This window comes from Prochlorococcus marinus str. AS9601, assembly GCF_000015645.1.
GTDB classification, from domain to species: Bacteria; Cyanobacteriota; Cyanobacteriia; order PCC-6307; family Cyanobiaceae; genus Prochlorococcus_A; species Prochlorococcus_A marinus_O.
In genome coordinates this window covers 113,492-130,849 of sequence record NC_008816.1, presented here as the reverse complement: position 1 = coordinate 130,849, position 17,358 = coordinate 113,492, and the positions used below count along the sequence as shown (strand labels likewise).

Annotated in this window: 23 protein-coding genes; 11 read left to right on the top strand and 12 right to left on the bottom strand. The window is 31.0% G+C overall.

Annotated elements, in window-relative coordinates; translation table 11 throughout:
• Positions 1-96 precede the first annotated feature (96 nt).
• Positions 97-1,023, top strand: coding sequence for a TIGR01777 family oxidoreductase (locus A9601_RS09775; RefSeq protein ID WP_011817613.1), 927 nt, complete (start codon positions 97-99; stop codon positions 1,021-1,023).
• Here the strand turns inward: A9601_RS09775 and A9601_RS18985 are convergent.
• Genes A9601_RS18985 through A9601_RS09755 form a run of 4 tightly spaced genes read right to left on the bottom strand, consistent with a single transcriptional unit; the run spans position 974 to position 3,267 of the window.
• Positions 974-1,243 (bottom strand): hypothetical protein, encoded by a 270-nt coding sequence (locus A9601_RS18985; protein WP_011817612.1) that lies wholly within the window; start codon positions 1,241-1,243, stop codon positions 974-976. The two genes, A9601_RS09775 and A9601_RS18985, sit on opposite strands and share 50 nt — an antisense overlap.
• Positions 1,236-2,438, bottom strand: coding sequence for a lipid-A-disaccharide synthase-related protein (locus tag A9601_RS09765; RefSeq protein WP_011817611.1), 1,203 nt, complete (start codon positions 2,436-2,438; stop codon positions 1,236-1,238). The genes A9601_RS18985 and A9601_RS09765 overlap by 8 nt, the downstream gene beginning before the upstream one ends.
• A 1-nt stretch (position 2,439) precedes the next feature.
• A complete protein-coding gene (locus A9601_RS09760) occupies positions 2,440-2,868 on the bottom strand; it encodes a tetratricopeptide repeat protein (protein WP_011817610.1) in 429 nt (142 codons plus the stop codon).
• Between the two features lie 6 nt (positions 2,869-2,874).
• Positions 2,875-3,267, bottom strand: coding sequence for a HesB/IscA family protein (locus A9601_RS09755; protein WP_041484500.1), 393 nt, complete (start codon positions 3,265-3,267; stop codon positions 2,875-2,877).
• A 100-nt stretch (positions 3,268-3,367) separates the two neighbouring features.
• Here A9601_RS09755 and zds point away from each other — a divergent pair, with 100 nt between their 5' ends.
• Together zds and A9601_RS09745 are read left to right on the top strand one after the other, a co-directional pair.
• Entirely contained in the window at positions 3,368-4,822 is a 1,455-nt protein-coding gene (gene zds / locus A9601_RS09750) for a 9,9'-di-cis-zeta-carotene desaturase (RefSeq protein WP_011817608.1), read from the top strand.
• A 3-nt stretch (positions 4,823-4,825) separates the two neighbouring features.
• Complete coding sequence (locus tag A9601_RS09745) at positions 4,826-5,296, top strand: SRPBCC family protein (protein ID WP_011817607.1); 471 nt, start codon at positions 4,826-4,828, stop codon at positions 5,294-5,296.
• Here A9601_RS09745 and A9601_RS09740 read toward each other — a convergent pair.
• The 3 genes from A9601_RS09740 to A9601_RS09730 are packed head-to-tail and all read right to left on the bottom strand — an operon-like array spanning position 5,289 to position 6,674.
• A complete protein-coding gene (locus tag A9601_RS09740) occupies positions 5,289-6,086 on the bottom strand; it encodes a uroporphyrinogen-III synthase (protein WP_011817606.1) in 798 nt (265 codons plus the stop codon). The two genes, A9601_RS09745 and A9601_RS09740, sit on opposite strands and share 8 nt — an antisense overlap.
• Positions 6,073-6,465, bottom strand: coding sequence for a 30S ribosome-binding factor RbfA (rbfA, locus tag A9601_RS09735; protein WP_011817605.1), 393 nt, complete (start codon positions 6,463-6,465; stop codon positions 6,073-6,075). The genes A9601_RS09740 and rbfA overlap by 14 nt, the downstream gene beginning before the upstream one ends.
• Positions 6,465-6,674, bottom strand: a complete 210-nt coding sequence (locus A9601_RS09730; protein ID WP_002806502.1) for a DUF751 family protein — start codon at positions 6,672-6,674, stop codon at positions 6,465-6,467. Before A9601_RS09730 ends, rbfA begins: the two co-directional genes overlap by 1 nt.
• A 54-nt stretch (positions 6,675-6,728) precedes the next feature.
• Here A9601_RS09730 and A9601_RS09725 point away from each other — a divergent pair, with 54 nt between their 5' ends.
• On the top strand, positions 6,729-7,454 hold the full coding sequence (locus A9601_RS09725) for a glutathione S-transferase family protein (RefSeq protein ID WP_011817603.1): 726 nt from the start codon (positions 6,729-6,731) through the stop codon (positions 7,452-7,454).
• On the opposite strand, the gene A9601_RS09720 is transcribed toward A9601_RS09725, so the two are convergent.
• A complete protein-coding gene (locus A9601_RS09720; protein ID WP_011817602.1) occupies positions 7,441-8,148 on the bottom strand; it encodes a DUF6816 family protein in 708 nt (235 codons plus the stop codon). The two genes, A9601_RS09725 and A9601_RS09720, sit on opposite strands and share 14 nt — an antisense overlap.
• A 1-nt stretch (position 8,149) precedes the next feature.
• Here A9601_RS09720 and A9601_RS09715 point away from each other — a divergent pair, with 1 nt between their 5' ends.
• Positions 8,150-8,407 carry a chlororespiratory reduction protein 7 gene (locus A9601_RS09715; protein ID WP_011817601.1) on the top strand — a complete coding sequence of 86 codons (258 nt, stop codon included), beginning with the start codon at positions 8,150-8,152 and terminating at the stop codon, positions 8,405-8,407.
• Here A9601_RS09715 and A9601_RS09710 read toward each other — a convergent pair.
• The gene (locus A9601_RS09710; RefSeq protein ID WP_011817600.1) at positions 8,404-8,961 is read right to left on the bottom strand and encodes a shikimate kinase; all 558 of its coding nucleotides are present in this window, start codon (positions 8,959-8,961) and stop codon (positions 8,404-8,406) included. The two genes, A9601_RS09715 and A9601_RS09710, sit on opposite strands and share 4 nt — an antisense overlap.
• A gap of 50 nt (positions 8,962-9,011) precedes the next feature.
• Between A9601_RS09710 and A9601_RS09705 the strand changes: the two genes are divergently transcribed.
• The 5 genes from A9601_RS09705 (at position 9,012) to petL (ending at position 12,361) form a co-directional block, all read left to right on the top strand.
• Positions 9,012-9,938, top strand: coding sequence for a 6-pyruvoyl trahydropterin synthase family protein (locus tag A9601_RS09705; RefSeq protein ID WP_011817599.1), 927 nt, complete (start codon positions 9,012-9,014; stop codon positions 9,936-9,938).
• Positions 9,935-10,585 (top strand): RibD family protein, encoded by a 651-nt coding sequence (locus A9601_RS09700; protein WP_011817598.1) that lies wholly within the window; start codon positions 9,935-9,937, stop codon positions 10,583-10,585. The genes A9601_RS09705 and A9601_RS09700 overlap by 4 nt, the downstream gene beginning before the upstream one ends.
• 17 nt (positions 10,586-10,602) lie before the next feature.
• Positions 10,603-11,757: a peptidogalycan biosysnthesis protein gene (locus tag A9601_RS09695; protein WP_011817597.1), complete on the top strand. Its 1,155-nt coding sequence runs from the start codon at positions 10,603-10,605 to the stop codon at positions 11,755-11,757.
• 60 nt (positions 11,758-11,817) lie between these two features.
• Positions 11,818-12,204, top strand: a complete 387-nt coding sequence (locus A9601_RS09690) for a DUF4346 domain-containing protein (protein ID WP_011817596.1) — start codon at positions 11,818-11,820, stop codon at positions 12,202-12,204.
• A 64-nt stretch (positions 12,205-12,268) separates the two neighbouring features.
• The gene (petL, locus tag A9601_RS09685) at positions 12,269-12,361 is read left to right on the top strand and encodes a cytochrome b6-f complex subunit PetL (RefSeq protein WP_011375671.1); all 93 of its coding nucleotides are present in this window, start codon (positions 12,269-12,271) and stop codon (positions 12,359-12,361) included.
• 4 nt (positions 12,362-12,365) lie between these two features.
• On the opposite strand, the gene rimO is transcribed toward petL, so the two are convergent.
• Positions 12,366-13,730, bottom strand: a complete 1,365-nt coding sequence (gene rimO / locus A9601_RS09680; RefSeq protein ID WP_011817594.1) for a 30S ribosomal protein S12 methylthiotransferase RimO — start codon at positions 13,728-13,730, stop codon at positions 12,366-12,368.
• Between the two features lie 104 nt (positions 13,731-13,834).
• Between rimO and A9601_RS09675 the strand changes: the two genes are divergently transcribed.
• Positions 13,835-14,770, top strand: coding sequence for a vitamin K epoxide reductase family protein (locus A9601_RS09675; RefSeq protein WP_011817593.1), 936 nt, complete (start codon positions 13,835-13,837; stop codon positions 14,768-14,770).
• Here the strand turns inward: A9601_RS09675 and nadB are convergent.
• Both nadB and A9601_RS09665 read right to left on the bottom strand, forming a co-directional pair.
• Positions 14,760-16,427 (bottom strand): L-aspartate oxidase, encoded by a 1,668-nt coding sequence (gene nadB, locus A9601_RS09670; protein WP_011817592.1) that lies wholly within the window; start codon positions 16,425-16,427, stop codon positions 14,760-14,762. The genes A9601_RS09675 and nadB overlap by 11 nt on opposite strands.
• Positions 16,427-17,194, bottom strand: coding sequence for a DUF3120 domain-containing protein (locus tag A9601_RS09665; protein ID WP_011817591.1), 768 nt, complete (start codon positions 17,192-17,194; stop codon positions 16,427-16,429). Before A9601_RS09665 ends, nadB begins: the two co-directional genes overlap by 1 nt.
• Positions 17,195-17,358: the final 164 nt, after the last annotated feature.

Here is a 17,358-nt window from a genome sequence, read left to right as displayed (position 1 = left end):
ACTTGTTTGAAAAATATTGAAAAAAATTTATACCGGAATAATAATTACAAACTTCTAAAAAATTTAATAGCCTTAAATGATAAACATCAATATGATATGCGTCTTTTACTACTTGGCTGCACTGGATTTGTTGGGAAAGAATTAGTTCCAACACTACTCAATGAAAATCACGAAATATACATTGTAAGTAGAAAACCCATTAGTAAATTAAAGGTTGATTTAGATTTTAATAAGTTTAAGTTTTTTCAAATAGATTTATCAAAAGAAAAAAACTGGAATAACGAAAATCTTCTAAATATCCTAAGAGAGACCGATGGAATTATTAACCTGATGGGAGAACCCATAGCAGAAAAAAAATGGACTTCTGAACAAAAACAGGAGATTGAAATTAGTCGTATTAATACTACTAAATTTATGATGAAGACCCTTAAAAATTTAAAAATAAATCCAAAAGTCATTATAAATGGATCAGCAATAGGTTATTACGGTACAAGTTTGTCTGGTGAATTCTCTGAAAATAGTATTGGAGGAAAAGACTTTTTAGCTAATCTTTGCAAAAAATGGGAAGCGGTCGCTGCTGAAAAACCATTTTTCTCAAGGTTAGTTATTTTTAGAATTGGAATAGTTCTAGAGGCAGATGGAGGAGCATTAGGAAAAATGCTCCCTATATTTAAAGTTGGATTAGGTGGACCAATTGGAGATGGTAAGCAATGGATGAGTTGGATTCATAGAACTGATTTATGTGCATTAATTACTCAAGCATTAGTTGATAAAAAGTTTTCGGGAGTATTTAATGCTGTTGCACCAAATCCAGTATTAATGAGAGAATTTTCTCAGACTTTAGGCAAATGTCTGAATAGACCTAATTTACTTCCAGTGCCTGGAGCGGTTTTAAAAATATTGTTAGGAGATGGAGCAAAAGTTGTATTGGAAGGACAAAAAGTAATAAGCAGTAAACTTAAAAACTATACTTTTAAGTATCCTCTTCTTGAGAAAGCAATTTACGCCTCCACCAAGAATTAATACCGTTTACTAAAGCACCAATAATAAGAATTGTTATCAATGGAACTACAAGAGGATTCCAAACTATCTGAATAAAATTAATAAAAATAAATATGCCATTAAATTGCATGATGATTGCAAAAATAAAAAATATTGCAAAAAAAATAACTGTAAATAAATTTATTAATAACAAATTATCGATAATTTGTTTTAACTTATTTTGATTATTCTCCTTAGTCATTTTTTATAACAATATTCATATCATCAACCATTTTAAGACAAGCTTTGTTTTCACCCAGTCTTTTTTTAGCATTTTCATTACATGAGATCATAAACTTCTTATTAAGCTGTATAAGGTAAATTATTTTTATAATCAATTTTATTGTCTGATTGATTTGATCATTCTTATCTTTATAATTAGTGGCACAAAAAACATATTTTCCTAGCAAACGTCTTTGCGCTTCTGCAAAAGTTTTTGTAAATTGTGGACCTTTACCTTCAATCTGAATAACTGGTTTTCCTAATCCAATCGCTTGCTCTGCTGCTGTTCCTGCCATGCTGATACAGCATCTACTTTTGTATAATATTTTGTCAAAATTATTCCAATATATATTCACTTCTAAAAATTTATATTGAAATTTCAAGAGATTATTTTCTTTAATATTTTCTATTTTTAACCATCCTCTTTTTTGAAATATCTCCTTTATTTTGAATGAAGATAGAGCATTAACTATTGCAAAATTAAACTGAATTTTTTGAAAATATCTTAAATCTGACAATGCCTCTAATACCTCTAAAATAGAAACAAAATTATCTAAAATCTCAGGGAATCTACTTCCTGGAAATAATCCAATACTAAATTCAGCTTTATTTAATTCTTTTTTTCTAGGAAAAAACTTATCCATAAATGGGTTGCCTAAGAAAGACACTTTCTTTTTTAATTGCAATGTTAAATCATTAGCTGTAAGGGAATCTCTCGTATATATTTTTTTTGCTTTTTGTGAGAGCAAGAAAAATTTAGAAGGCCATGGTAATTTCAACTTCCCTTCATAATGGCTGGAATAAGCAACTAGATATGTAAAAAAATCTTTCTTACAAAACCAGGCAAAAAAAACTGGCACAATATCTCCAATTACAAAAAAATAATCATATTTTTTTTTAATTGTAAAAGTTAAATATAATCTTTTTAAGACATAAAATATTTCTCCTCCTAATAACTCAGTAAGTCTTCCCTTAAGAGAATTATAGCCAATTCCTCCAGTTCTAAATTCTTTAGTTTTACCGATAATCTTAATTTGTTCTTTTTCGTAATGGTTTCCCTTACCAACAATTGGCAAAGCATGAACAGAATAACCACTTTTTACGAATTGTTTAGCTATTAGACTGCCAGATAGATCTTCTCCATGCCCATTACTTAATATTAAAATCTTAAACAATTTAAAATTCCAACCATTTTTTTACTTTGGTTAACTCAGGCCAATCTGGATATCTACTTAATCCGTCTTCAACTGATTCTTTCAACTCACTTTTCACATCTGGCATCATCATAGACATTTTCTTTATTAACTCAATATGATCCCTAACACCTTTATTATTGGTAGCCAAAAGAGCTAAAGACAAATTCATTCTTGCTTGTGGATCTTGCTGATTTAATCGAACCGCTTGTCTGGCAGCTGACAAAGCTTCTTCATTATTTTTCAAAAGTAATTGAAGCCATGATAAACAAGTCCAAGCAGCAAAATGATTTGGAATTTGGTGTATAATTTTTTGAAAATCCTGAACGATTGGAATTAAATCTTGCCCTGCTTTATATCTTGATAAAGCTGCATTAAAATCCTCTTCGATCGGATTAATTTCGTTATTCATTATTTATTAAACTGCAAAGGAGCTTCCACAACCACAAGTTTGAGAGGCATTGGGATTTACAAAATTAAAGCCACCTCCAATTAATTCCTTACTAAAATCTAACTGCATTCCATAAATATATAAAAGACTTTTAGGATCACAAACCACTTGAAAGCTTTGATCAGCTTTTAATGAATAATCATAAACTTTATCATCAGGACTTATTTCATCGGTTCCTATAAAATCCATCGTATAACTCATTCCACTACAACCGCCTGATCTTACTCCCACCCTTAGTGCTTTTTTATCACTTTGGCCCTTCAATAAATTTGAAATTTGTTCTATAGCATCATTCGTAATTAAGATACCTTTGCCATCATCAGAATTTTTAATTTCCTGTTTAACTTCTACATTTTCCATAAACATAGGATTTCTACTATTTATAATATAAAAACTTAATCGAGAGGATGCATAGAACAAACGTTATCCAAACTTGATTTGTTATAATTATTAGAAAAAAGTGAAAATTGCAATAGTTGGTTCTGGATTAGCTGGTCTTACAGCAGCAGTCAATTTAGTTGATGAAGGTCACGAAGTAGAAATTTTCGAGAGCAGGTCATTTTGGGGAGGTAAAGTAGGAAGTTGGGAAGATAAGGATGGTAACCACATAGAAATGGGCTTACATGTATTTTTTTATAATTATGCAAATCTTTTTAAATTAATGAACAAAGTGGGAGCTCTAGACAATTTACTCCCGAAAGACCATACTCATCTATTTATTAATAATGGTGGTAATTTAAAATCTTTAGACTTCAGATTCCCTTTAGGTGCTCCATTTAATGGACTTAAAGCTTTTTTTACCACCGAACAACTAACTTGGGTAGATAAGTTCAGGAATGCCTTAGCTTTAGGGACAAGCCCAATAGTTAGAGGATTGATAGATTATGAAGGCGCAATGAAAATAATTAGAGATCTAGATAAAATTAGTTTTAAAGAATGGTTTTTAAACCATGGTGGAAGTGAAAAAAGCTTAGAAAGAATGTGGGATCCTATCGCATACGCTTTAGGTTTTATTAATTGCAAAGATATTTCAGCAAGATGCATGCTAACTATATTTATGATGTTTGCTTCAAAAACAGAAGCCTCAAAACTTAATCTTTTAAAAGGTTCTCCGCATAAGTGGTTAACTCAACCTATTGTCGACTACATCACAAACAAAGGCGCAAAAATACATCTTAACCATAAGGTAGAAGAAATCATTTATGAAAAGGAATCTTCCTCTTATTCAGTAAATCAATTAAAAATATCTTCTCCTGAAGGAATTAAGGCAGTGTTTGCAGATAAATTTCTAGCTGCCTGTGATGTTCCTGGAATAAAAAAAATAATTCCAAAAGAATGGTATCAATTTAAAGAATTTGAAGGTTTAAAAAAACTTAGAGCTGTAGCTGTAGCCACAATCCAATTAAGATACGACGGTTGGGTTACTGAATTAGAAAAAGATAATACTGGAAACGAACCAATTGGACTAGATAACCTTCTTTATTCTGCTGATGCCTCTTTCAGTTGTTTTGCTGATTTAGCACTAGCAAGTCCAGCAGACTATAGAAAAAAAGATATGGGATCGCTTCTCCAATGTGTTTTAACTCCTGGCGATAGATGGATGGGAAGATCCACAGAAAGAATTACAAAAGCAATAGATAAAGAGGTTCGCCGTCTATTCCCATCCTCAAAAAACCTTAAATTGCTTTGGAGTAACGTGGTACAAATTCCACAATCACTCTATAGAGAAGCTCCCGGTATGGAACCTTTCAGACCCGATCAAAAAACATCTATATCTAATTTCTTCATGGCTGGTAGTTATACAAAACAAGATTATATAGACTCTATGGAGGGAGCTACAATGAGTGGTCATTTAGCTGCCGCCGCAATTTTAGAGAAGAAAGCCGAATTAGCAAAAAATCTTGCAGTAAGTTAATTCATGGGTACTTGGCTAAAACATGACGTTATAACAATTGTTAATGCGCCTCTTGAAAATGTATGGGATACATGGAGCGATTTAGACTCAATGTCACTTTGGATGAGCTGGATTGAATCTGTAAAAACAGTTGACGAAGAAACTAATACGTTACCAGATTTAACAGAATGGACTTTAGCTGCAAATGGCTTTAGGTTTAAATGGAAAGCTCAAATTACAGAAAGGGTTGAAAAAAGCAAACTCAAATGGAAATCAATAGGAGGTTTACCAACTGAGGGATCAGTAGTTTTCGAAAGTAAAACTGATCAAATCACTACGGTCAATTTAGCCATAACTTATGAACTACCAAAAATGATTGCTCGGTTTATGGAAGAAAATATTTTAGGCAAAATGGTTACAAACGAATTACAGGCCAATATTGATAGGTTCAAAGATTTAGTTGAAAAGAACTATACAAAAAATTTTTCTAACTAAAAATATTAATTGCTACATCTAGTAGTCCTTCAAAAGTATATTTTTGTGCCTGACTATCAAATCTTCCAAAAATCTTGTTACATATTTTTGTTGTCTGAGGTCCAATAGTTAATAACTTAATTTGATCAAAATATTCTAACCATTTTTTACCAAGATTTTTTTCTAGTAAAAAAGCAGCATTTACTACGGTTTTACCACTTGAGAAAATAATTGCATCAACTTTTCGATTAGAAATAATATCAATTGTTTCTTCCGGAATTGATTCAGGACATCTAGTCTCATATGCAGCAACCTCAAATACACGAGAACCAGCCTTTCTAAATTGATCTGCAATGAAATCCCTACCACCTGTTTGAACTCTTGGTACAAAAACTCGAAGTCCATAACCAGATACTGGGAAATTATCAATTAAACTTTCAGCAACAAATTCTGGAGGTATGAAATCAGCCTTAATCCCAAAATCATCAAGAGTTTTTGAGGTTTTTTCTCCGACTACGGCGATTTTTGTTTTTTTAGAACATTCTTTTAATGAACTATTAAAGTATCTAAGTCTTTTATCCACAAATTTGATCCCATTACTACTGGAAAAAATAATCCAATGAAAATCATTTATTTGATTTAATGCTTCGTCAAGAGGATTCAAATCATCTGGATCACCAATACTTATTGCAGGTAAATCAAATACATTAGCGCCCTTGCTTATGAATATCTTTTTTATATCCAATATCCCTTCTTTTGATCGAGTAATAATTATATTTCTTTGATCAAGGGGTAGATCAACTTTTGGCATCCTTGTCCTCAACATTATGATTTTGATTTTTATTTTTTAATTCATCGAGAAGTTTCAAGACTGATAATCCTTTATCAAGAACAACATCGTCTTTAAAAATTATCTCTGGAACTCTTCTCATCTCAATTCTTTTTCCTAAACTATGCCTTATAGAACTTTTAGCAGTATTCAAGTTTTCAACAATCTCTGTCCTCACTTTCTCTTGAGCAGTTGAAGTTATATAAATTTTACAGTGTTGCAAATCACCTGATAAATCAATCTTAGAAATATTGACGAAATGATCTCTAATAAGATCATTTTCTAAATCATTCTGCAAAATAAGGGTTATTTCTTTCTTCAAAAGAGAAGAAACTTTTTCAAGACGGTAGTTATTCGGCATTATGGTTGTAAATTTATTGGGTTTGTCATCGCTTGCAAGACAAAATAAACAGTTATGAAAGCACTTAAGACAGAAGATATCAAACCTACTATTGTGAGTGGATTTGATCTATTCTTGAATAAAGGTTCAAGCAAAGCAACAAGTCCCCCTACAATGATGGATATCAAATACTTTGGATATCTTGCAACATTAGAGAAAAATTCGCCCATCAGCTCCACAAATAGATTACTTTTTTAGCTAGGTTTTAACAAACATTAAACAGCATGATTACATTATATCAATTTAGGCATAGTGCTTTTTGTTTAAAAACAAGAATGGCTCTTCATGCAAAAAAAATACAATATCGAGTTGAAGAAGTAACACCTGGAATAGGCCAATTTGAAATCTTTAAATTATCAGGTCAAAAACAAGTACCTGTAATAGTTGATAGTAATGATCAAGTTATTAATGACTCTTCAACTATTTGCGAATATATAGATAAAAAAAATGATAACAATCCACTATTTCCAGAGGACCCAATATTATTTGCACAATGCAAACTAATTGAAGACTGGGCAGATACTACAATGGCTACAACTTGTAGAAAAGCATTAATAAAATCTGCAATAGAAAATCCACAGCTAAGAACAGCATTACTTCCAGATGAACTACCTTCTACAGTTAAAAGTATTGTTGATAAATTACCTCTTGAAAATCTTAGTAAAATTTCTAATGTAGTTTTGTCTTCTAAAGATAATTTAGAACTCCAAAAATTACTGGAAGCTTTATCAAAATCCTTGATCAACAAGAAATATTTAGTTGGAGATCGTTTATCAATTGCAGATATTTCAATTGCTGCTCAATTATCCCTTCTTAAATTTCCAAAGTCTGCAGGACCAATTCTTTCAGGAGAGGGGAGCCAAGAATATATAAACAACCCTTATTTAGAAAATCTTTTCATTTGGAGGAACAACTTAGAGGAATATCTATTTAGTGCTAACTCTCAATAAATTCAAATGTCAATTTATATTTATTTGTTTTTATAGCATGAATAGAAGGATCACCAACTTTTGAACCATAAGAAGCAACATATTGCACTCCACATATTGATGGTTTCATTGAATTATCAACATCCAATATTTCTTCGGAACATTTTTGAAATTTACTAATGGTCTCTACCTGATTAATCCTTGAAGCACCTGGCTTATGTGCAGTTTGTATAACAAGCTCATCTGCGAAAAAAATATCATCGTCTTGGATCTGATTTCTCCCTGTAATTCTTGAATCGATATAAAAATCATCTTTTAAATAGGTAATTTGATTATTAATAGATTGAGGATCATTTACAACCTTGATTAAGGTATCACCAAATATTGCTTTTCCAATAGATTCAGAATTTTTTGCACGATTACCAACAACTAAATCTGAATCATTCTTAAAGAAATTTACTTTATAAATAACTGGCTCTTCTGAATTATTAATTATATCTTGAGAAGTGACAAGCCAATTCCCTTCGAACCATTTAGGATATATTAAGTCCTCAGAAGTATCCGACAATTTAAAATTTGGTAAATATAGTTCTGGCCATTGATTTACACGATTTTCCAAAAACTCTCGTACATTAGAATCGACAAAAGCAAAAGAACTTTCTAAAAAAATTACTTGAAAAATCAAGCAAAGAACTAATCCAAGAAGAATCTTCATTATGTCAAATCCACTAATAAGAGCATCAGATCATTATGTATTATTAGAGCCAGATTCAAAAGAAAAAATTGTACCAAAGCAAGAAGCAATTTTATGGTTAAAGAATTGGTTCAGTAAGACAGAAACACAAACAATATATCAAAATATAGAAGATCCTGATCAGGAATTTTTTGAAGAATTATTAGAAAGCACTTATGAATTAGAAATAAAATTAGGATACGTTATCAAATGGTTTGCAGTAAGAATTGAACCAGATTAACTAATTATTTCTTTATGAATTGCATTAATTATTTTCATAGCTACTTCTTCAATATTTTCCCTTTTTACTTGAATTCTTAAATCTGCTTGAGAATACAAATTTTCTCTAGATTGAAAAATGCTCATATATAAATCATTTAGATTCTTTCCCTGAAGAAGTGGTCTATTTTCAATTTCATTTTTCAATCTTTCAATTGCTATATCTTTGTCTAGATCTATCCAAGCAATTATTCCCTGTCTTAAGATTCCCCAGTTTTCCGATTTGGTAACTATTCCTCCCCCAGTTGAGATTACTAATGAAGGAATTTTGATAGTTTCTTTAAGGCAGTTTGCTTCTAATTCACGGAATTTCTCTTCTCCTTCATCATTAAAAATTTGATTAATAGATTTTTTTGCCAACTTCTCTATTAATGAATCTAAATCAATGTATTTATACTTCAATAATTCAGCCAACTTCAAACCAGTTTTTGACTTGCCTGAACCCATCATTCCTATTAAAAATATGCTTCTGCCCTTTAAAGTAAGAACTGTTTTTTTGATAATGGTTTGTTCCATAAAGACAAAAGCGTATTTAAAACCTTAAGATAGTATTATCGCAGAAAGGTATGACTTCTACACAATCCAAACCATTACATGGAAAAGGACGTGAATGCGTCATAACTCGACGTGCCTGCTTTAGTTCTAGTCACCGTTATTGGCTCCCTGAAAAAAGCCCAGAAGAAAATTTATCTCTTTTTGGGAAGTGCAGTATTGCACCAGGTCATGGTCATAATTATGAACTAATTGTTTCAATGGGTGGAGAACTAGACTCTAATGGAATGGTACTTAATCTCTCTGATGTAAAACACTCTATTAAAGATAAGGTGACTGGACAATTAGATTTTCATTTTTTAAATGATGTCTGGCCTGAATTTAATGTTAATAATCAAGAGGGTATACTTCCTACAACTGAAGCATTAGTAAAGGTCATTTGGAGTCGGCTAAAGGATGATTTACCTCTTACAAGTCTAAGACTTTATGAAAACCCAAATTTATGGGCAGATTATTTTGGAAAAAACATGGAAGCATTTTTAACAGTACAAACTCATTTTGCAGCCGCTCATAGACTTGCAAAAGAAGAGGTATCCTTTGATGAAAACAAAAAAATCTATGGGAAGTGTGCCAGAGTTAATGGACATGGTCATAACTATCTTGTCGAAATAACTGTAAAAGGAGACATTGATAAAAGAACAGGAATGGTTTGCGACTTATCTGCCCTCCAAGAGATAATTAATGATTTGGTTGTTGAACAACTAGATCATACTTTTCTAAATAAAGACATCGAATTTTTTCATAATTGTGTTCCAACCGCTGAAAATATAGCTTTATATATTTCTGATATCCTTAAAAAGCCAATATATAACCTTGGTGCAACATTACACAAAATAAGACTCCAAGAGAGTCCGAATAACGCTGCAGAAATTCATGTTGATCAAAAGTTAACCAATTCATTAAATTTGAAATTTGCAAATAATTTAGTCACACAAACTTGAGTATCCCAAGAGTAATAATTGTTATAGCATCAAGTCTTGATGGGAGAATTGCATTTCCTAGAGGAGGAGAATCGCATCTTGGAAGTGAAGAAGATAAAAAAATGTTAAATCAACACTTATCAAAGGTTGATGCTACGATTTTTGGTTTAGGTACTTTAATAGCTCATCAATCAACTTATTTAATTAAAAATCTCAATGATAATGACGAAGTCCATATATCAAAAAGACAACCAATTTCTATAGTTGCTTCAAATAGCAAAAACTTTAACAGTAATTGGATATACTTTCGTCAACCAATTAGAAGATGGCTAATAAGCTCAAGTAAAGTTGATAATTCTTCTAATAATGACTTCGAAAAACAACTCTTTTTCAAAGATTCATGGGGGAAAACTTTAATTTCACTAAAAAAACTAGGGATAAATAATCTAGCTCTTCTAGGAGGTGCAAAACTTATAAATTCATTTATAAAAGAGGATCTAATAACGGATATAAAAATTACAATAATTCCACGAATTATTGGAGGAAGATATACATGGATCCCTCCAGAACAAACAAATGAGATTTTTAATCTCAAAAGACTATGGGAAATAAAATCAATTAAAAATTTAATGAATAATGAAATCCATGTTCATTACAAAAAAATTTGAAATAGATTCAATAATAAATGAACCAAAAAATACATAAAGTTGAAGTCAAATTATCAATTAAAGAAATCTCCAAGGAGATATGGAATGAATTAGCAAATGAAATCAATAATCCATTTTATGAATGGACTTGGCTTAAAAACCTTGAAATATCAAAAAGTGTTTCAAGAGAAACTGGTTGGCAGCCTCTATATTTTGTTGCTTATAAGAATGAAGAAATATTAGGTATCGCTCCACTTTTCTTAAAAAGTCATAGCTATGGAGAATTCATTTTTGATCAATCATTTGCACGATTGGCTCAAGAGCTTAATTTAAATTATTACCCTAAATTAATTGGAATGAGCCCTTATAGTCCTGTAAATGGATATCAATTTCTTTATAAAAAAAATAAAGATAAGAAAGAAATTACAAATTTACTTATAAAAAATATAGAAAGCTTTGCGATTACAAACAAAATTTTAAGTTGTAATTTTTTATATATTGATGAAAGCTGGGGCAACCATCTTAAATCTTTGGGATACTATGAATGGATAAATTCCAGCAGTGAATGGAGAAGTAATGGAGAAAAAACGTTTGATGATTTTCTTTCTAGATTTAATTCTAATCAGAGAAAAAATATCAAAAAAGAGAGGAAATCAATTACTAAACAAGATATTAAAATAAAAATTTTTAATAAAGATGATATCAACCAAGAAATCCTCAAAAAAATGCATAATTTTTATGAACAGCATTGCTCGAGGTGGGGAGTTTGGGGAAGTAAATATCTAACATCTACATTTTTCGAAAAAATTGTTGATAATAAAAAAAATCTTTTACTTTTTAGCGCATCAAAAAATAATTCAAATGATATTTTTGCTATGTCGATGTGCGTTAAAAATAAAAACAACTTATGGGGTAGATATTGGGGTAGTGAAGAAGACATATCTAATTTACATTTTGAATTATGTTACTACCAGCCAATTGAATGGGCAATAAAAAATAGTATCTATTTTTTTGATCCTGGGGCAGGTGGTAAACATAAAAGGCGGAGGGGGTTTTTTGCAAAAAGCACCATTAGCTTGCATAAGTGGTTTGACAAAAATATGGAAAATATAATTTATCCTTGGCTAAATGAAGTTAATAAACAAACCGAGACCGAAATTGAATTTGAGAATGATTCTATACCCTTTAAATAAAAAATTATTTGGCTTTATGGAAGATTATATTAGTAATATAGTTTTTATTAACTTCTAAGGATGGATTCTAGTAAAAGTTTAGATGAAAAAATCAAGATTGATAATAATCTTTCCAACCGATACATAGACTTAGATCCAAATGGTTATTTTATTATAAAAGTAGATTTAGAAGAAAATAAAATAATTTTAGAGCACTTTTTAAATAACATCGATGAGGAAGGCTATGCGGTTGACCCCGAAACAAATGAACCAATCAAATGCAACTCTCAAAATAAAAGAGTTAGTAATGAAGTTTTTAAAGGTATTAGTGCGAAACAACTTGGAATATTGATCACTGAAGAAAGAAATGACTTAATAACCAGATTCGACCATGCTCTATATTTAGGCCGGGAACTACAAAAAGCAGAGGAATGTTTATACAAAAAATTACCATATAGCCAAGATTAAGAAATTAAACGAAAAAATCTAATCTTTTCATCTGATGTTAAATTAAATGAAAATAAAAAAATTAATGAACATCATTTTCTATTTTGCATTTATTGGTTTTGGTTTTGGAGCTGCTTTCGCATTAGATAAGCTCTTAAGAGCAGTTAAATTAATTTAAAAAACTACAAAATTTTAATAATCTCACCATACAAATCATATTCATCTGCAAAAGTAATATTTGCTTCAACAAATTTACCAATATAATTTTTCAAATCAATTTTATCTTTAACAGATAAAATTACAGTTCCATCAATTTCAGGAGCGAAATTATAGGACCGACCTATTAATTCGTTATTGTCTGATATTTTTTCTACCAAAATCTTCATTTTTGAACCAACATATGTCTGATTTTTATCTTTAGAGATATTTTGTTGAACTGAAATAACGTTATCTTTTCTTGCCTCTGCAACCTCTAGAGATACTTTATTTGGTAAATGAAAAGCTGTAGTTCCTTCCTCAGGAGAAAAAATAAACACTCCAACATGATCAAATTTGTGCCTATCCAAAAATTGGAGAAGATGTTCAAAATGTTCTTTTTTTTCTCCTGGGAAACCAACAATGAGACTAGTTCTTAACACAGCAGATGGAATTTCTTCTCTAATTTTCTCCAAAATTGATTCATTCAAAGAAGCTTGCCAAGGTCTATTCATACTCTTCAACACATCGGGATGACTATGCTGAAGTGGCAAATCAAAGTAAGGTACTATATTCTTTGAATCTTTGAAAGCTCTAATAACTTCATCAGTTAAACCTGTTGGATAAGCATAATGTATCCTTATCCAAGGAATTGAAACTTTAGAAAGCTCATTCAAAAGTTTGGCTAATGATGGTTTTCCATAAATATCTTGACCATAATTAGTTGTTATTTGACTAATTAATATGATTTCTTGAATACCCTTTTTTGCAAGACTTTTGGCTTCTGATACTATAGATTCTATTGTTCTACTTCTTTGAGGACCTCTCAACTTAGGAATAATACAAAAAGCGCAATTGTAGTTGCAGCCTTCAGCGATGCGAAGATAAGCAACAAATTTATTTTTATCTACAAAACGAGGCATTTCCTCATCTGCGATAAATTCGGGTATTTTTGAAACTTCATTAACGATTTCCCCTTGTTCTACTCTGTCTAAAACCTTGGCTATCTTTTGATAATCTCCTGTTCCAACCAAACCTTTTATTTCAGGGATTTCTCTTATAAGCTCATCTTTAAAATGCTGAGCCATACAGCCTGCAACTATTACTTCCTTTCCTTGATTTGTATATTCTAGAATTTTTCTTATAGATTCTTCTCTAGCTGTTTCAATAAAACTGCAAGTATTTACAACAACAACATTTGCATCATTTATATTGCTGTCAACTTCATAACCCTCTTTATCTAATAAGCCTTGCATATGTTCAGTATCAACAAGATTTTTCTCACAGCCAACATGACTGAATGCAACCTTAGATAGTTTTTTTTCTTTTACATTGAGACTATTTTGTTTCACAACTTAAAAAATAAGAATTAAAAGATTTAAACAGCATTTCGTATATAACTCTCATGCCAAGATAATATTAGGATAGATAATGTAAATAACAAACCTTCTTTTTTATGGCCCTTAAGACTTTAAACAGAAGAAATAAAAAAGATTTGAAATGGCCGAAAATCATAATTGCAATTCTTAGCACTATAGGCATAGTTGATACAGGTTCAATTACTTTAAAAAACTGGGGAATATTTACTTCGCTTTCATGCCCAGGGATACAAAATGGTTGTGAAACAGTTTTAAATAGTCCTTGGGGTACTTTATTTGAAAATAATAAAGTTAATATACCTCTCTCATTAGCTGGATTTATAACATATTTATCAATATTAATTATCACAATAATACTCTCGCTTAATTTAATTTCCCCAAAAGAAAAACTAAATAAGTTTTTATGGTGGTTAGTATTTCTAATTTCTTGTGCTTCATCAACATTTAGCTTTTTATTGATAAATATAATGTTTTTTAAAATTCAAGCATATTGCTTTTTTTGTATACTTTCAGCAATTTTATCGTTTTCTATCTTTATAATTTCTATTATTGGAGCAAAGTTCGAGAGTAGAGAACCTATGATTTTTAGAGGTTTCATTGTAGCCATTAGTGTCCTGCTGGGGGGACTAATTTGGTCAACAAACGTTGACCCCTCTAATGCTATTGATATTGCAAACCCCACTGAAAATGTATCCCCAATAATTTCCACCTCAAGCTCCCCCCAGAAGGTAAAGTTTGCAAAATTTTTAAGTGAAAACAATATTGTTATGTATAGTGCATACTGGTGCCCGCATTGCCACGATCAGAAACAATTATTTGGTAAGGAAGCAGTTAAAGAATTAAAAGTAGTTGAGTGTGCTAAAGATGGTAAAGATAATGAGTATGAGCTATGCCAAACAAAAGGAATAAGTGGATTTCCTTCTTGGGAAATCAATGGAGAAATTATTAGTGGTACGCGTGACTTAAATGAATTAGCGACAAAAACCGACTATCATGGAGATCTTAATTTTTAATAAATCTTTTTTGAATTTTTTGATCTAACTGTTGTCTAGTATGGCATTCCCAATTTTTATCTTTATCAGGGAAATCATCTCTATAATGCCCTCCTCTACTTTCTTCTCTAAAGAGACAAGCTTTTAATAAAGTTATTGTTGTTATTTGTCTATTCTTTAAATCAAGTAAAAGATTTAATGCTCTTCTATTACGTTCACTAAGTTTTATTTTTTGATCAAATTTTATTTTTTCAAGACTATTTAGTAAATCATTTTTATTTAATTTATCTATATCATTTTGAATATAATTTAAAAATTTACTCATATTTACCTTATTTCGCGATACACCTAAATTTAACCAACAAAGTTTTCTTAGTTCATCAATTTTTTCAGCAATTATAGAAATTTGATGTTCTTTAGGATCTTCAATATTAAACTCTTGAAATGATCTATCAAATTTTTCAAATTTAGAAAAGTCATTCAAAACAATTGAAGACATTTTTCTTGCGAAAACAAGACACTCCATCAATGAATTACTTGCCAGTCTATTAGCACCATGCACACCTGTAGAAGCAACTTCTCCAACGGCATATAATCCTTTTCTTGTTGAAGATGCATTTAGATCAGTTTTAACACCTCCCATCCAATAATGAGCTGCAGGAGCTACTGGAATAACCTCATTTAAAGGGTTAACGCCATAATCCTGACATCGACTTAAGATCGTAGGGAAGCGCTCTACAATTTTTTCTGGGTCAATATAACGAAGATCTAAGCCAACATGGTCTACATTATTATCATGCATATTTTTCATAATTGCTCTACTTACCTGATCTCTAGTTGCTAGATCACGATTTTCAAGATTTTTAACTGGACTTTCACCATTTTTATCAACTAATATCGCTCCTTCCCCTCTAAGCGCCTCAGATATTAAGAAGCAAGGTGCACCATAAAATTTTAAAGCTGTTGGATGAAATTGCACGAACTCTAAATCTTCGATAGCAGCTCCTGCTTTCCATGCAAGAGCAATCCCTTCACCAGAGGATTGAGCAGGATTCGTTGTATTTGTAAATAAGTGCCCACCCCCACCTGTAGCCAAAACAACAGCTCTAGATTTAATCCAATATAAATTTGCTCCATCAAGAACCTGAACTCCTCTACATTCTTTATTCTCAATGAGAAGTTCAGTTACTCTTACACCCCTGCAATGAAGAATATTTTTTTCATTTTCAATATGATCTTCTAGAACTTCAACTAATGCTCTTCCAGTACGATCTTTAACATGTAAGACTCTTCTTCGTGAATGGGCTGCTTCCAAGGTAGTAGCTAGTTGATCAGAGCTTTGATCAAAAATCATCCCTAAATTCTGCAACCTTTCTACACATCCTGGAGCTTCTTTAACTAACATTTCTACAGCTTGAAAATCACATAATCCATCACCTGCTTTTAAAGTATCCTCAGCATGAAGATCAAATGAATCATCTTGTCTAACAACAGATGCAATTCCGCCTTGAGCCCATCTACTGGAAGATATCTTACTAGTATTTCTATTTAAAAGAAGCACTTTTAAATTTGAGGGTAATTCAAGACAAGTCATAAGGCCAGCTGCTCCAGCGCCTATAACGATTACATCCCAATTGTTGATTGGTATCGGTTCTTGCGAAAATGGAGGCCTTAACATTAAACCAATCCACTAAAAGTTGGTTGCAGAATTGCTAAAACAATAAAAATACCATCAACAATTAATGTCGTTTGAATTACGTAACCAGAAACTAAGAGTGCTTTACCACTAGTGGTATTAATTGTACCAGAATCTAAAATTTCTTTTGAAATAAACCAAAGTATAAGAGCAACAAAAACGATAATAGATAATGATTTTATTTGAATAAGACTCTCTGAAGTTTGTTGAAGAATCATGGGTGCATTTTCAGAATCTGCTGTAATTACCTGCCTCCATTGATCCATGATTCCAATTAAAAATATTGTAATGTCGGTAACTGCGGTTCCAAATAAAGAAGAGATATAAAAACTTGAACCTATTTTCCAATTAGTACCAAATCCAATTAAAGCTAATGGGAGAACTACAGCTTCAACAGGTATGTGTAGGATAGGAAATGGGCTCAACCATCCCCAGAACAAACATCCACCAAGCCAACTACCTGATATACCAAGTAATAATGAACTGACAATAAACCACTTATTTGATCCTTTTTGATTCAAAACAACTGCCACTAAGACAATAACAAAAGTAAAACAAAGGGCACTTATTGGTTCTAATCTAACCCAGGGGGCTTGAACAAAAATAGGTAAAATTACAAAAAAAGAAGACCACAATCTTAAAGATAAAGGGTTTGATAAAAAACTATTTTCGTATGAATCAACTGTATTATGGGATTCATAGTTGAATTTATCTTTTACTTCTAAATTTTTTGTAATTAATTCTTTCAATGAAAAACGTTATTTTAATTAATCTAAATCGTGTTTTAGAAAACTGCGAATGCCATATTTTAATAAATAAAAGGCCCATAATTTCACACCTATATTTAGTTTTTTAAAAGTATTTAATACACTTTGAGTCATATATAAGTCTAGAATAAATATAAATAAGAGTA